General features: G+C 70.3%; 19 protein-coding genes. 12 read left to right on the top strand and 7 right to left on the bottom strand.

From position 1 onward, the window contains the following. Positions 1-108: 108 nt before the first annotated feature. The gene (locus BLV57_RS34165) at positions 109-1,038 is read left to right on the top strand and encodes a hypothetical protein (RefSeq protein ID WP_091296360.1); all 930 of its coding nucleotides are present in this window, start codon (positions 109-111) and stop codon (positions 1,036-1,038) included. Here the strand turns inward: BLV57_RS34165 and BLV57_RS34170 are convergent. From BLV57_RS34170 to BLV57_RS34180, 3 genes are all read right to left on the bottom strand, one after another. Beyond that, a complete protein-coding gene (locus BLV57_RS34170; RefSeq protein ID WP_091296362.1) occupies positions 1,035-1,694 on the bottom strand; it encodes a VOC family protein in 660 nt (219 codons plus the stop codon). The genes BLV57_RS34165 and BLV57_RS34170 overlap by 4 nt on opposite strands. A 125-nt stretch (positions 1,695-1,819) precedes the next feature. Beyond that, positions 1,820-2,584 (bottom strand): maleylpyruvate isomerase family mycothiol-dependent enzyme, encoded by a 765-nt coding sequence (locus BLV57_RS34175; RefSeq protein WP_091296365.1) that lies wholly within the window; start codon positions 2,582-2,584, stop codon positions 1,820-1,822. Continuing rightward, on the bottom strand, positions 2,585-3,034 hold the full coding sequence (locus BLV57_RS34180; protein WP_091296367.1) for an SAV_6107 family HEPN domain-containing protein: 450 nt from the start codon (positions 3,032-3,034) through the stop codon (positions 2,585-2,587). It lies immediately after the preceding gene. 187 nt (positions 3,035-3,221) lie between these two features. On the opposite strand from BLV57_RS34180, the gene BLV57_RS34185 reads away from it, so the two are divergent. Together BLV57_RS34185 and BLV57_RS34190 are read left to right on the top strand one after the other, a co-directional pair. Beyond that, positions 3,222-3,743 (top strand): YbaK/EbsC family protein, encoded by a 522-nt coding sequence (locus BLV57_RS34185; RefSeq protein WP_091296370.1) that lies wholly within the window; start codon positions 3,222-3,224, stop codon positions 3,741-3,743. Continuing rightward, on the top strand, positions 3,740-4,327 hold the full coding sequence (locus tag BLV57_RS34190; protein WP_091296373.1) for a GNAT family N-acetyltransferase: 588 nt from the start codon (positions 3,740-3,742) through the stop codon (positions 4,325-4,327). The genes BLV57_RS34185 and BLV57_RS34190 overlap by 4 nt, the downstream gene beginning before the upstream one ends. Here the strand turns inward: BLV57_RS34190 and BLV57_RS34195 are convergent. The 3 genes from BLV57_RS34195 to BLV57_RS34205 form a co-directional block, all read right to left on the bottom strand. Then, on the bottom strand, positions 4,321-5,220 hold the full coding sequence (locus BLV57_RS34195) for a DMT family transporter (protein WP_091296376.1): 900 nt from the start codon (positions 5,218-5,220) through the stop codon (positions 4,321-4,323). The genes BLV57_RS34190 and BLV57_RS34195 overlap by 7 nt on opposite strands. Positions 5,221-5,480: 260 nt before the next feature. After that, positions 5,481-7,151 (bottom strand): DUF885 domain-containing protein, encoded by a 1,671-nt coding sequence (locus BLV57_RS34200; RefSeq protein ID WP_091296822.1) that lies wholly within the window; start codon positions 7,149-7,151, stop codon positions 5,481-5,483. Between the two features lie 20 nt (positions 7,152-7,171). Then, entirely contained in the window at positions 7,172-8,056 is an 885-nt protein-coding gene (locus BLV57_RS34205; protein WP_091296378.1) for a methylenetetrahydrofolate reductase, read from the bottom strand. A 74-nt stretch (positions 8,057-8,130) separates the two neighbouring features. On the opposite strand from BLV57_RS34205, the gene merB reads away from it, so the two are divergent. The 5 genes from merB to BLV57_RS34230 all read left to right on the top strand — a co-directional run bounded on the left by merB (position 8,131) and on the right by BLV57_RS34230 (position 13,120). After that, positions 8,131-8,796, top strand: coding sequence for an organomercurial lyase (gene merB / locus BLV57_RS34210; protein WP_091296380.1), 666 nt, complete (start codon positions 8,131-8,133; stop codon positions 8,794-8,796). A gap of 61 nt (positions 8,797-8,857) precedes the next feature. Then, positions 8,858-9,949 carry a polyprenyl synthetase family protein gene (locus BLV57_RS34215; RefSeq protein ID WP_091296383.1) on the top strand — a complete coding sequence of 364 codons (1,092 nt, stop codon included), beginning with the start codon at positions 8,858-8,860 and terminating at the stop codon, positions 9,947-9,949. Between the two features lies 1 nt (position 9,950). Next, positions 9,951-11,414, top strand: coding sequence for a phytoene desaturase family protein (gene crtI / locus BLV57_RS34220; protein ID WP_091296385.1), 1,464 nt, complete (start codon positions 9,951-9,953; stop codon positions 11,412-11,414). Next, positions 11,411-12,319 (top strand): phytoene/squalene synthase family protein, encoded by a 909-nt coding sequence (locus BLV57_RS34225; RefSeq protein WP_218134940.1) that lies wholly within the window; start codon positions 11,411-11,413, stop codon positions 12,317-12,319. Before crtI ends, BLV57_RS34225 begins: the two co-directional genes overlap by 4 nt. 9 nt (positions 12,320-12,328) lie before the next feature. Continuing rightward, complete coding sequence (locus BLV57_RS34230) at positions 12,329-13,120, top strand: LLM class F420-dependent oxidoreductase (protein ID WP_091296387.1); 792 nt, start codon at positions 12,329-12,331, stop codon at positions 13,118-13,120. 322 nt (positions 13,121-13,442) lie between these two features. Here the strand turns inward: BLV57_RS34230 and BLV57_RS34235 are convergent, their stop codons facing one another. Next, complete coding sequence (locus BLV57_RS34235; protein WP_091296388.1) at positions 13,443-13,811, bottom strand: Rv2175c family DNA-binding protein; 369 nt, start codon at positions 13,809-13,811, stop codon at positions 13,443-13,445. A 125-nt stretch (positions 13,812-13,936) separates the two neighbouring features. Between BLV57_RS34235 and pknB the strand changes: the two genes are divergently transcribed. Genes pknB through BLV57_RS34255 form a run of 4 tightly spaced genes read left to right on the top strand, consistent with a single transcriptional unit; the run spans position 13,937 to position 18,516 of the window. Continuing rightward, the gene (gene pknB, locus BLV57_RS34240; RefSeq protein WP_091296390.1) at positions 13,937-15,988 is read left to right on the top strand and encodes a Stk1 family PASTA domain-containing Ser/Thr kinase; all 2,052 of its coding nucleotides are present in this window, start codon (positions 13,937-13,939) and stop codon (positions 15,986-15,988) included. After that, positions 15,985-16,194 carry a hypothetical protein gene (locus BLV57_RS34245; RefSeq protein ID WP_091296392.1) on the top strand — a complete coding sequence of 70 codons (210 nt, stop codon included), beginning with the start codon at positions 15,985-15,987 and terminating at the stop codon, positions 16,192-16,194. Before pknB ends, BLV57_RS34245 begins: the two co-directional genes overlap by 4 nt. A gap of 46 nt (positions 16,195-16,240) precedes the next feature. Further along, positions 16,241-17,755, top strand: coding sequence for a flotillin family protein (locus BLV57_RS34250; protein ID WP_091296394.1), 1,515 nt, complete (start codon positions 16,241-16,243; stop codon positions 17,753-17,755). 56 nt (positions 17,756-17,811) lie between these two features. Continuing rightward, on the top strand, positions 17,812-18,516 hold the full coding sequence (locus BLV57_RS34255; RefSeq protein WP_176968934.1) for a hypothetical protein: 705 nt from the start codon (positions 17,812-17,814) through the stop codon (positions 18,514-18,516). The last annotated feature ends 16 nt before the right edge of the window (positions 18,517-18,532 follow it).

The raw sequence follows: 18,532 nt of genomic DNA on the forward strand, positions 1-18,532 counted from the left end.
GCCGATGTTTCGCCCTTGTCAGAGCCTCGGTGACCACGGCAACCGGAACGTAACGCCACGGGGGCACCCGCCGAAGTACCCCGCGAGAGCATCGAACTGGGGGTTCGCATGAGAAAAATACCGCTGGCCGCACTCTGCGCGTCGCTCGCGCTCACGGTCACGTCCGCGCTGCCCGCGTCGGCCACCACCGCCGCCGCGCCGTGCACCTGGGTCGCCTCCGACCTGCCGTTGCCCGCCGGAGCCGAGGGTGGTTCGGTCCGGGCGGCCGGGCCGAACGGCCACCTGGTCGGACTGACCTTCCTGGACGGCAAGCTCGCGCCGGTGACCTGGCACAACCGTGTGGTCTCCACGGTGGCCGCGGCGCCGGGCGGCGCCTCCATCGTGCCCGTGGCGATCAACGGCGATGGCCAGATCGCGGGTTACTACGGGTCAGGGGGCAGCTTCCGCCTGCGCGACGGCTCGTACCAGAACCTGCCGTCCCCGGCGGGCCGGACGGGCTATGCCGTGGCCATCAACTCCGCGGGCGACATCGCGGGCAGGCTCAGCGGCGGCGCGGGCACCGAAACGATCATCTGGCCTGCGAGCGCGCCGGGCACCTATCGGATCGTTCCCGGCGGGCAGCCCGCGGGCATCGACGACGCGGGCCGGGTGGTGACGGAACCCGGCGTGATCTGGTCGCCGGACGGGTCGTCGGTCAAGCTCGAGAACCGGGGCAGGCGCGTCACCGTCGGCAAGTACCAGGGCGGCCGGATCGTCGGCAGGTTCGACAACGAGGAAGTGGTCACCGAGTGGGACCTCACCGGCAAGGTCGTGCGCCAGACGCCCGCGAACGTCGTGATGGGCATCAACTCGAGCGGCCTGCTGGCGGCCTGGTGGTTCAAGAGCGGCACGAACACGCTCGGCACCTGGCGTGACGGGACGTTCCTCGGCGAAGTCGGCCTGAGCCTCCGGGTCGACGCGGTGACCGAAGACGACCTGCTCGCCGGCTCGCACGGCCCCAGCTCGCCTTGGGTGCCCGCGACCTGGAGCTGCGCCTAACCCAGGTGGAACTCGTTGCCCTCGGGATCGGCCATCAGGCCGGTCCCGAGCGGCATCGCACCCGCGGCGCGCAGGCTGCCGACGTCCGGTGCGGTGATCCTCAGCCGCAGCCGGTTCATGCCGGTCTTGATGTCCTTGGTACGCAAGCATTCCAGCCAGGGGCCGCGGTCGCTGGACGCCTGCAGGCCGACGATCGCCGGATCCCTGTTCTTGATCGGCCAGCCGGTGGCTCCCGACCAGAACGTGGCGAGCACATCCGGCTCGTGTGAGTCGATGACGAGCGCGGCGAGCGCGCCCGCGGTCAGGTACACGTCGCGGGGTTCGAGCACACAGAACTCGTTGCCTTCCGGGTCCGCGAGCACCACCCACGGCACATCGCCCTGCCCGAGGTCGAGGTGACGCGCGCCCAGCGACAACGCTTTGTCCACAATGGATTTCTGGTGGTCCGCTGTGTGGCTCGCCAGATCCAGATGGAGGCGGTTCTTGCCCTGTTTCGGCTGGTGCGACTGAAGGAACACCAGTCCGAACTCGCAGCCGTCCGAGGCGGGCGGGCGGACTTCGGCTTCGGCGGCCTGCTGCCAGCCGAGCGACCCGGCCCAGAACCGCGCGGCCGCGCCGGGGTCGTTCGCGTCGAAAACCAGATTCCGGATCGCCATTCAGGACAGCCTGCCATGCCCGCGGCCGCGATGCCGGGCAACAAGGACAAAGACCGGCCGGCGCGAACGCCGGCCGGTCGCCGAGGTCGTACGTGATACCGGTTTTGCTTCCCCGCAAACCGAAATCAGCGTGTCGCGAGCCTCAGCAAGGCCCACAGCTGGCCGGAGATGTCCAAATCGCCGCCGTAGGTGACCGCGGTGGGGCTCGCTCTGCCCCACAGCCACAGGTACACCTGGGCGGCGCTGCCGGACACCAGCGCGTCCGACCGGTCGGCCTCCTCCGGCGAGCAGCGCCAGGCCGTGGTCTCGTCCGGCCCCGCCCTGGCGATCCAGCTGTGCCCGCCGGAGCGGATACCGGCCTGACCGGCCTTGGTGCCGGTCAGGCCGAGCAACGGCAGCTTCTGCCCGAACCACACCGTGAGCACCTCGTCGATACCGTCGACGGCGACGTCCTTCGGTATCTCGGTGATCGCCACACCCGCCGCGTTCTGGACGTCGAAGCGGTGGATGATCGTCTCGTGCGCCATCCGGCGGCGCCAGAACCCGTACGTGCGGTCGGCTGGCCACCAGGTGGAGGCCGGCTCGGCCGGGTCGTGCGCGCCCAGGTGGTCGAGCAGCTCGCGCCTGCTCTCCTCGAAGTACTCCTCGACCGCCTGGCCTGGCTCCGGATCTCGCTGCCACTCCGACGGACGGCTGCCGGCGAGCAGCCAGGCGAGCACGAAGCGATAGACGCTGCCGACGTGCCGCAGCGTCGCCCCGATCGTCCAGCCGGGGGCCGTGGGCACCGGCGCCTCGGCCGACGCGTCATGCGCCGTGTCGGCCAGCACCTCGCCCTCGGCCGCCAGCACGTCCAGCAGACGGCCGGGGTCGATCATCGCCTGCCCGGACACCTATCCACTTCCCTTCATCGCCTGCCAGGCGACGGCCACGAACCGGCGGCTCTGCCGGAGCAGATCGTCGGCGACCTCGATGGTCATGCCCCTGGTGATCCCGGCCTGCGCCGAGGCCCTGGCCGCCGAGTTCGAGGCGAAATAGATCGCCCATTCCTTGAGTTCGGGCGCCGCCGCCTCGAGCAGCACCCAGGTGCTGGCGGGCTTCGCCCTGCCACGATGCGGCCTGCCGCGCGCGGCGAGCACGGCCGCGGCGGCGCGCAGCGCCGCCAGATACGACGCGATGAACCGCTCCGCGGGGTCGTGTTCCCGCTCGGCATCCCCCAGGCCGCGCCTGGCCTGCGCGAACAGGGCCAGCGCCGCGGGCGGGGCGGGTGGCCCCTTCGCCTGGGCGGGAATCGGTAACTCGGGCTGCACGATCTCAGCGCGGGACGCGACCGTTACTGCCATGGCCCCTCCACACCGTGTCCGGCGGCAACCGGGACCGAGACGCTTCCCCCGTCCCAGCCCCGGCCACCGCACCGGCACACCTCTACCGGACGTCGAACGTTTGTTCGATCAATTCCACTGTAACCCCACCTGGCGGGAGATCTCAACCCTGATGCCGGGCGCGGCCGGTTCGTGATCTCATACGGTCATGAGCACGCCCGACTACCCCGCCGTGGCCAAGGTCGCCGCCGCGCTCGCCGAGGCGGGCCAGCACGCGTCGGCCGAGGGGATCCGGATACTGCCCGCCGAGGTCCGCACCGCCGCGCAGGCCGCAGAGGCGCTGGGCATCGCGCCCGCCGCGATCGCGAACAGCCTGATCTTCCGCGCCGAGTTCGGCGACCGGGTGGCGGCGCTGCTCGCGCTCACCTCGGGCGGGCACCGCGCCGACACCGAGACGCTCGCGGCGCTCATCGGCGCCACCAAGGTGGGCAAGGCGGACGCCGATTTCGTCAAGGAGCACACCGGCCAGGCGATCGGCGGGGTCGCGCCGGTCGGGCACCCCGCGCCGCTGCTGACGCTGGTCGACACGGTGTTGCGGGACCATCCGGTGGTCTGGGCCGCCGCCGGGCATCCGAAGTCGGTTTACCCGACGACCTTCGACGGACTGCTCGAGCTCACCGGGGGCCGTGCTGCGGACGTCGCGGCGCCCGTGCAGGATATTCACCCGTGACCGCGATGTCCTCCAGCTGCACCCGGTACGTCCAGCTCTCCGCTGACGAGTTCAGGGCCAGGCTCTCCGAAGCGCTGGCACTGTACGTGAGCGCGATGCGCTACCCGGACGGCACCGCCGAGCAGCGTGCGCCCATGTGGCTCACGCACGCGCTGCGCGAGGGCTGGCGCTGCATCGCCGCGCTCGACGCCGACGGGACCATGCTCGGCGTCACCTACGGCTACAAGGGCAGGCCGGGCCAGTGGTGGCACGAGCAGGTCCGCCGCGGGCTGACCAGGGCAGGCGGCGACCAGGCCGCGCAGGGCTGGCTCAGCGACTACTTCGAGCTCACCGAGATCCACGTGCGCCCGGAAAGCCAGGGCAACCAGATCGGCGAGGGCCTGCTGCGGCGGCTGCTCGACGGGGTGCCCAGTTCGAACGTCCTGCTGTCCACGCCGGAGGGCCCGAACCGCGCGTGGAAGCTGTACCGGCGCCTCGGGTTCGTCGACGTGCTGCGTGACTATCACTTCGCGGGTGACCCCCGGCCGTTCGCGATACTCGGCCGGGGGATCCCGCTCGATCAACCGGTGCGCCAGGCTCAGTAGCCGGGCCGCCGGTAACTCAGCGCCAGCGCGCCGACCAGCAACGCCGCCCCGCACCAGCCGGCCAGGCCGAGCCGGTCACCGAGCAGCACCGCGGACAGCACGGCCGCGGTCACCGGTTCGAGCAGCGCCGACAGAGCCGCCAGCACCGGGTGCGCGGTGGTGAGCCCGCGCAGATACGCCGCGTACGCCAGCGCGGTCGGCACCGCACCGAGGTAGACCGCGAGCGCGATCACCTTCGGCTCGGCGGGCAGGTCCATGCCGAGTGCGATCGCGGCCGGCGTGAGCAGCAGCCCGCCGATGAGACAGCCGAAAGCCGTGGTGCGCAAGGGATCGAGCCCCTCGACCGGGCGGCCGGTCACCAGCGTGAGCGTCGCGAACCCGGCACCGGCGAGCAACGCGAAGAACAGGCCGCCGAACAGCTTCGACGCGTCGACGTCGACCGGCGACCAGCGCAGCAGGACGAGCCCGGCCAGCGCGATCCCGATCGACAGCACCGTCCAGCGGCCGGGCCACCGCCGATCGCGCACCGCCGACGCGACCGCGACGAACACGGGCACGCTGCCGATGGTCGTCATGGTCGCGATGCTGACCGAGCTGAGCGAGACGGCGATGAAGTAGCTCGCCTGGAACAACCCGAGCAGCGCACCGGCCACGACGAGCCTTATCACGACGGCTTTGGTGCGGGGTAAGGCTTTCAGGCCACCCGTGAGCCACAGGAACGCGACGGCGAAACAGCCGCCGAGCAGCAGCCGGTACGCGGCCACGGCCAGCGGATGCAACCCGGTTTCAGCGGAAAGGACGGACCCGGCCAGGCCGCCGGTGCCCCAGAGCACCCCGGCGAGTACGAGCGCGACCGCGGACCGGTCGCGCGCGCGAAGAAGTACAGCGGACATGAGAGAACGCTCCAGCGTCGTTGGGAAAGGACACGACGACGCGAGGCGCGAAAGTCACCGAAGAGCCGTGCGGCGATTCACGCCGGACGGCTGACACGCACCTCGCTCAGGAGGCGGGAGGTGGCGTGACGAGAAAGATCCGGTGCATGGGCCCCAAGGTATCAGCAAAAGCCCGAAAGTGGCTTTCGTCAGATAAGACCTGACGAAAGCGACTTTCGGGCTTTCACACCTGACGAAAGTGGCTTTCGGGCTTTCCCGGGTCAGCCGAGTTCGGCGAGCTGGGCGCGAAGGGTGTCGAGGCCCATGCCGCCCAGTTTCAGGGCCCGGGTGTGGAAGTCCTTGATGTCGAAGTCGGCGCCGGCGCGCTCGCGGGCCTCGTCGCGGGCCGCCAGCCAGAGGCGCTCGCCGAGCTTGTAGGCGGGTGCCTGGCCCGGCCAGCCCAGGTAGCGGTCGATCTCGTCGCGGACGTGGTGCTCATCGGTGATCGTGCGGGTCAGCATGAACTCGAGGCCGAGGTCGGGGGTCCACCGCTCGCCCTCGTGGAAGCCGGTGCCCGCCGGGATCTCGTACTCCAGGTGCATGCCGATGTCGACGATCACCCGTGCGGCGCGGAACAGCTGCTCGGCGAGCATGCCGAGCAGGTCGCCGTCGTCGTCGAGGTAGCCGAGGTCCTGCATGAGCCGCTCGGCGTAGAGCGCCCAGCCCTCGCCGTGGCCGGAGGTGAACCCCATCAGCCGCTGGTACTTGTTCAGCGAGGACGCTTCGGCGACCGCGATCGCGATCTGCAGGTGGTGACCGGGCGCGCCCTCGTGGTAGACGGTGCTGACCTCACGCCAGGTGGAGAACTCCTCCTTGTCGGCTGGCACGGACCACCACATCCGGCCCGGCCTGCTGAAGTCCTCGCTCGGCCCGGTGTAGTACGCGCCGACGCCGCCGCCCGGCGGGGCGATCTTGCACTCGAGCTTCATGATCTCGTCGGGGATGTCGAAGTGCTTGCCGCGCAACGACTGCATCGCGTCGTCGGAGAGTTTCTGCATCCAGGCCTCGAAAGCGGCCTGGCCGTGCACCCGGTACCGGGGGTCGGCGTCGAGCGCCGCGGCGGTCTCGGCCAGCGTCGCGCCCGGCTTGATCCTGGCGGCGACGGCGATCATCTCGTTCTCCAGCCTGGAGAACTCCGCCCAGCCCCATTCGTAGGCTTCCCGCAGGTCGAACGTGGCACCGGTGAAGTAGCGCGACCAGAGCCGGTAGACCTGCTCGCCGACGGCGTCCTTGACCGGCGCGCGCGGCGCGAGCTCGGCGCGCAGGAACCCGGCGAGCTCGGCGTACGCCTCCTGCGCGGCGCGGGCGGCGGCGCGCAGCTCGTCCAGCGGCGCGCCTTCGACGTGCTCGGCGGCCGCAATGAACGCGGTGAAGAAACCTTCCTTACCGTGCAAGCCCGCCCAGGTCTCGGCCTGCTCGGCGGTCTTGCCGATCTGCCGCAGCGCGGACACCTGCCCGCGCTCGGCCGCGACCAGCAGCGACGCGCGGAGGCCGTCGAGCGCCTCCGGCACCTTCGCGAGCCGGGTGGCGATGAGCGACCAGTCCTGCGCGGTTTCGGTGTCCATCAGGTCGAAGACCATCCGGATCTCCTGCACCGGGCACGAGATCACGTTCAGCGCGGCGAGCGGCAGCCCGGCGTCGTGGATCTCGACCTCGAGGCCGATGCGCTCGGCGAAGACGGCCTTCGCCGCCCGCTCGCTGTCGTTCGCCGGCTCGGCGGCCAGCACGTCGCGCAGCGCGCGCCTGGCGATCTCGGCGCGCAGTTCGTGGCCCGCGGGCGAATAGTCGGTCAAGCGGTCATCGTGACCGGCGATGCCGATCGTCGTCGCCACGACCGGGTCGGCGGCCGCGTATTCGTCGGCGAACCGGTCACAGATCTCGTGCACACCCATGACGCGCACGCTACCGGTCGTCACGCCCTGGCAGGTACCAGCCCGAGCCGGTTGACCACCTCACGCGTCGCCTTGGACCTGTTGAACGTGTAGAAGTGCAGGTTGGGCACGCCCTCCGCGAGCAGCCGCTCGCCCAGCTCGGTCACCACGTCGATGCCCTCGGCGCGGAACGCCTTCGCGTCGCCCGCGAGCGGTTCGAGCCGGTCCAGCAGCGACCGCGGCGCGGACGCGCCGGACAGCTTGATGGTGGTGCGCAACGTCCTCGGCGTGGTCAGCGGCATGATCCCGGGGATCATCACCGCCTCGCAGCCGGTCGCGGCCACGCGGTCGCGCAGGCGCAGGAAGTCCTCCGGCTCGAAGAACAGCTGCGCGATCGCGAAATCGGCGCCCGCACGCAGTTTCCGCACCAGGAAGTGGGTGTCGGCTTCGAGGTTCGCCGAGCGCGGGTGTCCATAGGGGAACGCCGAGACGCCGACGCAGAAGTCGCCGAGCGAGCGCACCAGCTCGACCAGTTCCTCCGCGTAGGTGAGGCCCTGCGGGTGGGCGACCCAGTCGCCGTAGACGTCGCCGGGCGGGTCGCCGCGCAGCGCGAGGATGTTGCGCACGCCGACGGCGGCGTACCAGCCGATCACGTTGCGCAGCTCGGCGACCGAGTGGTCGACCGCGGTCAGGTGCGCCATCGGCACGAGCGTGGTCTCGGTGGCGGCGCGGGCGATGTTGCGGATCGTGCCGTCCCGGCTGGACCCGCCCGCGCCGTAGGTGATCGACATGTACGCCGGGTCGAACGGCTCGAGCTCGCGGATGGAACGCCAGAGGATCGCTTCGTCGGCCTCGTCGCGCGGAGGGAAGAATTCGACAGAAAAGGCGGGGGTGTCTCCCCGCAACCGCTCGATCACCGACGTCATGTCACTCATGGTATCGGTGAAAGTCCGCCCTTTGGGAAACCGTCTCGCGGGCTGGGAGAAGCGATAATGGCCACATGAGCGAGGTCGACGAGGACATCCGGCTGGCCGTCTACCGCACCTTCGCCGCCCGGGGCATTCCGCCGACGCCTGCCGAGTTGGCCCAGGTCGCGGGCGGTTCTTCGGCGCGGGCCAAGCACGCGCTGCGCAGGCTGGCCGACGCGCACCACGTGGTGCTGGACGTCTGTGACCACGTGCTGATGGCGCACCCGTTCTCGGCCGTGCCGATGGGTTTCTCGGTGATGGGAGCGTCCACATTGTGGTGGGGCGGCTGCGCGTGGGACTCGTTCGCGTTACCGCACGTGGTCCCCGACGAGCCGGAAGTGCTGGTGGCGACCCGGTGTCCCGGGTGCGACGAGCCGCACGCCTGGGTGGTCGGCAAGGACGCGCCGCCCGCGGGCTCCCAGGTCGCGCATTTCCTCGTGCCGATGTCCAAGGCGTGGGACGACGTGGTGCACACATGCGGGAATCAGCGGATCTTCTGCGGCCGATCCTGTGTGGACGACTGGCTCGGCGCGTCCGGCAACGCCGAGGGCTACGTGATGGACCTGGAGACGCTGTGGCGGCTGGCTTCCGGCTGGTACGAGGGCCGCTTCGAACCTGGTTACCAGCGCCGCGAACCGGCCAAGGCGGCCGAATACTTCGCGTCGGTCGGCCTGCGCGGGGAGTTCTGGGGCGTCTAGTACGCCACAGCAAAGGGCACCCGGAGATCGGGACCGAGGCGGGTTCACGGACCATAGGGGCATGAGCCTTCCCGCGTACGACGCAGAGTTCCCGGCCCAGGTGGAACGAGCGCTCGCCGAGTTCCTCGGCCGCGCGGGCGACGAGATCGTGAAGACCGAGCCCAGTGTGCAGGCCGGGATCGACGCGCTGGCCGGGTTCGTGCTCGGTGGCGGGAAGCGGCTGCGGCCGACTTTCGCCTGGTGGGCCTGGCGCGGCGCGGGCGGCGACCCCGAGGGCCCCGACGCCGAGGGCGTGCTGCAGGCCGCCGCGAGCCTCGAGCTCATCCAGGCGTGCGCGCTCATCCACGACGACCTGATCGACTCCTCCGACTCGCGCCGAGGCTCGCCGACGGTGCACATCGCGTTCACCAAGCAGCACGCCGATCAGGGCTGGCTCGGCTCGGCGAGCACGTTCGGGCTCGCCACCGCCGTGCTGATGGGCGACCTCGCGCTGGCGTGGGCCGACGACATGTTCGCCGACGCGCCGCTGCCCGCCGCCACCCTCGCCGCCGCGCGGCCCGCGTGGCGCGCGATGCGGACCGAGGTACTCGCCGGGCAGTACCTCGACGTGCGCACGCAGGCCGTCGGCGACTCCTCGCCCGAGGCCGCGCTGCGGATCGACAAGCTCAAGACCGCCGCGTACACCGTGCAGCGGCCGCTGCACCTGGGCGCGGCGCTGGCGGGCGCCGACGAGCGGCTCATCGGGACACTGCTGGAGTTCGGCGGCGATCTCGGCGTCGCGTTCCAGCTGCGCGACGACCTGCTCGGGGTGTTCGGCGACCCGTCGGTCACCGGCAAGCCCGCCGGTGACGACCTGCGCGAGGGCAAGCGGACGCTGCTGGTCGCGCTGGGCATGCAGCAGGCGGCGGCGAAGGGTGACACCGCCGCGGGGCGCGTCATCGAAGAGGCGATCGGGGACGCGGAGCTGTCCGACACCGCCGTCGACGTCGTGCGCGACGCGCTGGTGACCGTCGGCGCGGTGGACGCCGTCGAAGCGCGGATCGACACGCTGACCACGTCCGCGCTGGCCGCGCTCGACCGGGCGAACCTCGCCGGGCCCGCCACCACCGAGCTCATCGCGCTGGCGGCCAAGGCGACCAAGAGGACTTACTGACGTGCGGAGTCTTCCGGGGCGCACCGACCACGTCGTCGTCATCGGCGCCGGGCTGGCCGGGCTCTCCGCGGCGCTGCACCTGCTGGGCTCCGGCCGTAAGGTCACGCTGCTCGAACGGGACGAGCGGCCCGGTGGCCGCGCGGGGCGCCGCGAGGAGAACGGCTACTCGATCGACACCGGCGCGAGCGTGCTCACCATGCCGGAGCTGCTCGAAGACGCCTTCGCCGCGGTCGGCGAGAAGTCCGTGCCGCTGACCAGGCTCGATCCCGCGTATCGCGCGCATTTCGCCGATGGCAGCACGATCTCGGTGCACACCGACGCCGAAGCGATGGAGACCGAGATCCGCGCCAAGGCGGGCCCGCGCGAGGCCGACGGCTACCGCAGGCTGCGCGCGTGGCTGACCGAGCTGTACGCGGCGCAGAAGGACCACTTCATCGGCGGCAACTTCGACTCGCCGCTCGACCTGATGCGCCCGGAACTGGCGAAATTGGCCGCGCTGGGCGGTTTCGGCAGGCTAGGCCCGCAGGTCGGCCGGTTTCTGAGCGATGACAGGGTGAAGCGGCTGTTCTCGTTCCAGTCGCTCTACGCCGGGCTGGACCCGATGCGCGCGATCGGCGCGTACGGCGTCATCTCCTATATGGACACCGTCGGCGGCGTCTACTACCCGCTGGGCGGTATGGGCCGGATCGCAGAGGCGATGACCGAGGCCGCCGAGCGCGCGGGCGCCGAGGTGCGACTCGGCACCGAAGCCGCTTGGCTGGAACGGGTTTCCTCACGCGTGCGCGCGGTGCGCACGCGCGGCGGCGAGCGCATCGAATGCGACGCCGTGGTGCTCGCGACCGAACTGTCCACTTCGTACCGGTTGCTCGGCGCGCGGCCGAAACGCTTGCTGCCACTGCGTTATTCGCCATCGGCGGTGGTCGTGCACGGGCACACCGCGCGCACCTGGTCCACTTTGGACCATCACACCATCTTCTTCGGCGGCGCCTGGGAGCGGACGTTCGCGGAGATCATCCGCGAGGGCAAGCTGATGAGCGACCCGTCGCTGCTGGTCACCCGGCCGACCGCGACCGAGCCCACGCTCGCGCCGGACGGCCGCCAGGTCGTCTCCGTGCTGGCCCCGTCGCCGAACCTGCACCGAGGCAAGATCGACTGGCGGAGTATCGGCCCGCGCTACCGCGACGAGCTGCTGTCCACTTTGGAAAAGCGTGGCCTGGAAGGGTTTTCGCGCGATTTCGAGGTCACGGAGGTCGTCACGCCCGCCGACTGGGCCGCGCGCGGGATGGGCGCGGGTACCCCGTTCTCGCTGGCGCACACGTTCTCGCAGACCGGCCCGTTCCGGCCTGCCAACCTGATCCGCGGTGTCGACAACGTCGTGCTCGCGGGCTGCGGCACGACACCGGGCGTCGGCATCCCGCCGGTGCTGATCTCGGGCAAGCTGGCCGCCGCGCGGGTGACGGGGTGAGTTCGGCAGAACTCGACGCGGCCGGGATCTCCGGCGCCGCGCTCCGGGCCGCGTATGTCCGCTGCCGCCGGATCAACGCGCATCACGGGCGCACCTTCTTTCTCGCCACACGCCTGCTGCCGCGGCACGCCCGCCCGGCGGCGCACGCGTTGTACGGCTTCGCACGGTGCGCGGACGAACTCGTCGACAACCCCGAGCCCGGCGCGGATCCCGTGGTGGCGCTGGACAAACTCGCCGGCCACCTCGACGGGGTGTTCGACGGGCATGACTCCGAAGACCCGGTGCTGGCCGCTCTGGCCGACACCGTGCGGCGGTACGCACTGGACCGCGAGCTGTTCGACGCCTTCCTACATTCGATGCGCATGGACCTCGACGTCACCGAGTACGCGACGTACGCGGATCTGGCCGAGTACATCCATGGCTCGGCTGCCGTGATCGGGTTGCAGATGATGCCGGTGCTCGGCACGGTCGTCCCCCGTGCCGAGGCAGCGCCGAGCGCGGCGGCGCTGGGCGAAGCGTTCCAGTTGACCAATTTCCTGCGTGATGTCGGTGAGGATCTCGACCGGGGCCGCGTTTATTTGCCGACGACGGAGCTTGAAGCTTTCGGCGTGGACCGTGAACTGCTTCTCTGGGCCAGGTCGACCGGCCGCTCCGACGCGCGGATCGAGCGGGCCCTCGCGTACGCGGTGGCGCGTACTCGTGCGGTGTACCGGCGAGCGGAAGCCGGGATCCCGTTGCTGCGGAAGGAATCCCGGCCGTGCATCCGGACGGCGCTGACGTTGTACGAAGGCATTTTGGACCGGATATGCTGGAGTAACTACAGGGTGCTGAACCGGCGCGTCTCGGTTCCCTTGTCCCGAAGGCTGTTCGTTTTCTCCCGAGCATTGGCCCAGAGAATCGCTTAGGCTGCTGCCATGACTTCAGCAGGAAACAGGCCGGTCCGAATCGGCCTGCAGCTTCAGCCGCAGCACGCCGACTACGCGACCATCCGCCGCACCGCGTCCGAGGCGGAGAACCTCGGCGTGGACATCGTGTTCAACTGGGACCACTTCTATCCGCTGTTCGGTGAGCCGGAGGGTCAGCACTTCGAGTGCTGGACCATGCTCGGCGCCTGGGCGGAATCCACTTCGCGCGTCGAGATCGGCGCGCTGGTGACCTGCAACAGCTACCGCAACCCCGAGCTGCTCGCCGACATGGCGCGCACCGTCGACCACATCAGCGGCGGGCGGCTCATCCTCGGCATCGGCTCCGGCTGGTTCGAAAAGGACTACGAAGAGTACGGCTACGAGTTCGGCACCGCGGGCGGGCGGCTCGACGACCTCGGCGAGGCGCTGCCGCGCATCGAGTCGCGCTGGTCGAAGCTCAACCCGGCGCCGACCCGCAAGATCCCGGTGCTCATCGGCGGCGGCGGCGAGAAGAAGACACTCAAGTTCGTCGCCAAGCACGCCGACATCTGGCACGGCTTCGGCGACCCGGAGGTCGTCGAGCGCAAGGTCGCCGTGCTCGACCAGCATTGCGCCGACCTCGGCCGCGACCCGGCGGAGATCGAGCGCTCGGTCGGCGTCCAGTCCGACGACCCCGCCGAACTCGGCGCGAAGCTGCTCGACCTGGGCGTCACGACGTTCACGATCGGCGCGAGCGGCCCCGACTACGACCTGGACCGCCTCAAGACCTGGATCGCCTGGCGCGACAAGATCAACGGCTAGCGGAAGCCCGAAAGCCACTTTCGTCAGGTCTAACCTGACGAAAGTGGCTTTCGGGCTTTTGAGCGGGGCCCGAGTTTCAGCGCGATCAACCTGGGCACGTGACAAGGGGCGCCTTTGCAACGCTCTGGGTGACAAGGGCCGCCCTTGTCACCCAGACCGCACCCAACTCGCGACAATTTGTAACCCAATGTCGCTTTTGCTCGACTTCGCCGCAGCGCTGAAGGTTGTGAACGTGGCGTTCACATAGCTCAGCGTTGTGAACGAGGCGTTCACAACGCCCGTCCCCGGGAGCAGCCGACTCGGGGCTTGGCGGCGACGAGTATTAGAAGGCCATGGCTTGGGCGCGGCGCTTGACCTCGGTGCCGTGGCTGGTGCGCAGGGCGTTGACCGGGGTGTGGCCGGGCAGGGTGTCGTCGGCGGCGAAGAGCCAGCGGAGCATCTCGGTGCGGCTGAAGCCGGAGTCGGCGAGGACCGTGATGGTGCCCGCGAGTCCCTTGACGACGCCGTCCTTGACCAGGAAGGCGGCGGGCACCCAGAGGTCACCGTCCCGGCGGACCGCGATCAGCTGGCCGTCGCGCAGCATCTGCCGCACCTTGTTCGCCGAGGTACCCAGCGCGGTGGCCACCTCCGCCAGCGGAAGAACGGCAACATCGGCATCGAGGACGTCATCGGCGACAGGAATCCCACTCACAGGTGACACTCTGCCACATGGACGTCTACTCCGAGCAGCATCGCAACGAAAACTGAACCTGAAGTGTCCACCAGGTTCGCGGGTCCGTAGTACCAGGCATGAGCGTATCCGTACGATCGGGAGCTGTGACACGAACCGACACCAGCTTGGTCGGCACCCTGCTCGAACGCCGGTACCGCGTCGACAGGCTGCTGGCCCGCGGCGGAATGTCGTCGGTGTACCGCGGGGTCGACACGCGCCTGGACCGCCAGGTGGCGATCAAGATCATGGACCCGCGCTTCGCCGATGACCGGTCGTTCGTCGAAAGATTCGAGCGTGAGGCCCGCAGCGCGGCCCAGCTGCACCACCCGCACGTGGTGGCCGTGCACGACCAGGGCCACGACTATCCGAACGGCCCCGACGAGGGCAGCCGCGCGTTCCTGGTGATGGAGCTGGTGGACGGCGGCACCCTGCGCGACCTGCTGAACGAGCAGGGCCCGCTGGACGTGGCGCTCGCGCTGAGCATCGCCGAGCCGGTGCTGTCGGCGCTGGCCGCCGCGCACACCGCCGGGCTCGTGCACCGCGACGTCAAGCCGGAGAACGTGCTCATCGGCCGCGGCGGGGCGCTCGGCGGCAGCGGCGTCGTGAAGGTCGCCGACTTCGGCTTGGTGCGCGCCGTCGCGAGCGCCGGGACCACCAGCTCCAGCGTCATCCTCGGCACGGTCGCCTACCTCTCCCCCGAGCAGGTCGCCTCCGGCATCACCGAAGCGCGCGGCGACGTCTACTCGGCCGGGATCCTGCTCTACGAGATGCTCACCGGGCATCCGCCGTACACCGGCGACACCGCGATCTCCGTGGCGTACCGGCACGTGAACGACGACGTCCCGCGCCCGAGCGACATCCGCCCCGGCCTGCCGCCCGCGCTGGACGAGCTGATCCTGCGCGCCACCCGCCGCGATCCCGAGGCCCGCCCCGCCAACGCTGGCGTGTTCCTCCAGGAGCTCCAGGCCGTGCGCGGCGTGCTGGGCCTGCCGCCGGTCGCCGTCCCGGTGCCCCCGCCGCCGGACGCCGACGGCGTGTCGGACGTCGAGCGCACCACCCCCGGCATCCCGGCGGTGCCCGCGGCCGACGCGACGCTCCCGGTCACCGGCCCGCAGGGCACCAGGGCCATGGGACGCGCGGTCCCCGCCAGCGCCATGCAGGCCACCCAGGCGATCCAGCCGGTGCACGCGCACCAGCCGCCACCACCTCCGCCGATCACCCCGCCGGGCGGGGCGCGCCAACCGGAGGAGAAGCGCAAGCCGCCGAAGAAGACGATCATCCTCGCGATCGTCGCCGTGCTGCTGCTCGGCGGCCTGATCGGCGCCGGCGCCTGGATCCTGTCCGACGACGGCCCGTCCGGCGCCACCGTCCCGCAGCTCACCGGCATGAACCAGGCCGACGCAGGCAACGCGCTGCGCCAGGCGAAGCTCACGCCGAAGTACGTCAAGGAGTTCAGCAACACCGTCCCGGCCAACACGATCGTCCGCAGTGACCCCGCCGGTGGCACCAAGGTGCCGTTCAACACCGAGGTCACCGTGCTGCTGTCCAAGGGCAAGCCGGTGGTGCCGAACATCAGCATCGGCCAGAACGTCGAGGGCGCCGAGGCCGCGATCACCGAGCAGCAGCTCAAGCCCGCCCGGGTCGGCGAGGACTTCAGCACCGACGTGCCCAAGGGCGCGGTGCTCAAGGTCGACCCGCAGCCGGGCACCTCGGTCGACATCGGCAGCGAGGTCAAGCTGACGCTGTCCAAGGGCCCGCCCCCGCTGCCGCCGGTGCCCGACGTCGTCGGCAAGCAGAAGGACGAGGCCTTCAAGATCCTCAAGGCGGCCGGTTTCGAGCCGTTCGACGCCGGTCAGGACCCGAACTCCACCGCCAAGCCGGGCACGGTCACCCGCACCGATCCCGCCGCGGGCGCCACGAACGTCGGCAAGCGCGTCGGCGTGTTCAGCGCGAACAGCGTCGAGGTGCCGGATGTGCGCTTCAAGCAGTTCGAGGAGGCCAGGCAGATTCTCGAAGCCGCCGGGCTCAAGGCCGACATCAAGGACGGCAACGGGCACGGAGGCGGTGGTTTCAACCTCGTCTTCACCCAAGACCCCGAACCCGGCACGCGGGTACCGGCGGGCACCAAGGTGAAGCTGAAGGGATTCGGCAGATGATCGGCAGCCGGGGCCGGGTCACCGGCACGATCGGCCCCGGCCTGATCGGCGAGGTCCTACTCAACGTGCGGGGCGGCACGGAGGCCTTCTACGCCTATCCGGCGAACGGCGAAGAACGGTTTGAGCAGGGAACCCAGGTTCTGGTGGTGGACTTCGAAGAACCGCGTACGGTCTACGTCGAACGGTGGCAACCTCTGGGTCGATAACGGCGTGTGAGGGACACCAAGTTGTCCTGAGAGTGGGGGTAGACGCATGGACGCGTTGACCATTGCACTGACCGCGGTGGGCGCGATCATCGTGCTTTTCGTGATCTTGCGGATTCTGTACAAGGTGGCCGAGCCGAACGAGGCGCTGATCATTTCGGGCTGGGGAGTCCGCGTGAACCGCGCCGAGACGGCCGACAGTCTCGGGTTCAAGATCATCACCGGCCGTGGCGTGAACGTCATCCCCGGTTTCCAGACCGCTCGCCGGCTTTCGCTGGACACGCGCGGCGTCAACCTGCAGGTCTCCTGCGTCACCAAGCAGGGCCTGCCGGTGACGGTGCGCGCGGTGGTCATCTACAAGGTCGGCGACGACTTCGCCTCGATCGCCAACGCCGCCCGCCGGTTCCTGGACCAGCAGAAGGGCATGAACGACACGATCCACGAGCTGTTCTCTGGTCACCTGCGCTCGATCGTCGGCGGGCTGACCATCGAGGAGATGATCCACAACCGGGACGCGCTGACCGGTGAGGTCCGCCAGTCCTCGGCCAACGAGATGATCAAGCTCGGGCTGATCGTGGACTCGCTGCAGATCCAGGAGATCGACGACGAGTCCGGCTACATCCTCAACCTCGGCAAGCCGCACGCCGCGGCCGTCGCGGCGCAGGCCCGTATCGCCGAGGCGCAGCGCGACCAGGAGGCCACCGAGGCCGAGCAGGTCGCGGCCACCCTGCGGGCGAGCGCGACGCGGGAGAGCCAGATCAAGCAGGCCGGTTACCAGGCCGAGGTCGACCAGGCCAAGGCGAAGGCCAGCCAGTCCGGCCCGCTGGCCGAGGCGACCGCGCGCCAGGAGGTCGTCGTCCAGGAGACCCGCGCGGCCGAGCTCGAGGCCGCGCTCGCCGAGCAGCGCCTGCAGTCGCAGGTCCGCAAGCCCGCGGACGCGAAGGCGTACGACACGCGTACCTCGGCCGACGCCGCCCGTGACGCCTCGATCGCCAAGGCGCAGGCCGAGGCGAAGGAGACCGAGCTGCGCGCGGCGGCGGACGCGACCAGGGTCAAGACCGCGGCCGAGGCCGAGGCGCAGTCGGTGAAGGCCCGTGCGGAGGCGGCGGCCGCCGCGACCAGGGCGACCGGTGAGGCCGAGGCGGCCGCGGCGCAGGCACGGGGCCTGGCCGAGGCCGAGGCGACCCGCGCGAAGGGCCTGGCGGAGGCCGAGGCGGCGAAGGCCAAGGGTCTCGCCGAAGCCGACGCGATCAAGGCGCGCGCGTCCGCGCTCGCCGAGAACCAGGAAGCCGTCGTCGCGCAGCAGCTGGCCGAGCGCTGGCCGGAGATCGTCGAGGCGGGCGCGCAGGCGTTCAGCAACATCGACAACATGGTGGTGCTCAACGGCGCCGACGGGATGTCGGACATGTTCGCCAAGGCGCTTTCGCTGGGCGGAACGGGCCTCGGCCTGGCTCGCCAGCTGATGGACGCCATGGGACAGTCGGCGACGTCGGAGAAGCAGGCGAAGAAGAACGGCGAACTCAACGTCAGCGACTTCACCACGAAGGATCTGACCAAGGACTGAGTCCTGCCCCGTTCAACGATTGCGCAACCGAGGGAAATCGCGAAAAGTACTAGGCGATGAACTTCTTCGAAGAGGAGCCTCGTCCGCGGCCGCTGTTCCCGGTACCCGAGAAAGAGCTACACGGGTACCCGGGGCGGCCGTGGACGGGCGCGCCCGCCGAGTACATCGTCCCGGCGATACTGCCGTGGTCACTGCCGCTGGGCCGCTCCGAGCGCACGATCGTCGCGCTGCGCAGTATCGACGTCTGGCCAGAGGCGCTGACCCTGCGCGTCTCCGTCTATTCGCGGGACAACCTGATCGACGAGTCGAAGAGCGGGCTGGTGGACCACCGCCGCGTCCCCGACCGCAACGCCCTGCTGATCGGCGTGCTGTTCGCCGACGGCGGCCGTGCCGGTTCCGACACCATCTCGATGCCGTCACCCACCAAACCGGACACTCCCGTGCTGCGCGCCGACAGCGGCGGCGGCAGCAGCTTCCACTTCCGGCATGACGTGTTCATCTGGCCCTTGCCACCGGACGGTCCCATGCAGGTGGTCGTGCAGTGGCTGGAGCGGGAGATCGAGGAGACCCGCACCGAGCTCGACGGCACGCTGATCCGCAAGTCGGCGGCGGACGCCAAGGAGATCTGGCCGGGCCTGCCCAAGCGTGTCCATCACGGACTCCCGATACGCAGAGTCACCCGCCGCACTCCGGACGCCTCGGACGGCTGGAGTGCTTTCGGCGCCCCGGAAGCCGGTGGCGAGTCCGCGCCACAGGCGTGATCCAGACCACCCCTGT

Origin of the sequence: Amycolatopsis xylanica, assembly GCF_900107045.1 — a bacterium.
Classification (GTDB): Bacteria; Actinomycetota; Actinomycetes; order Mycobacteriales; family Pseudonocardiaceae; genus Amycolatopsis; species Amycolatopsis xylanica.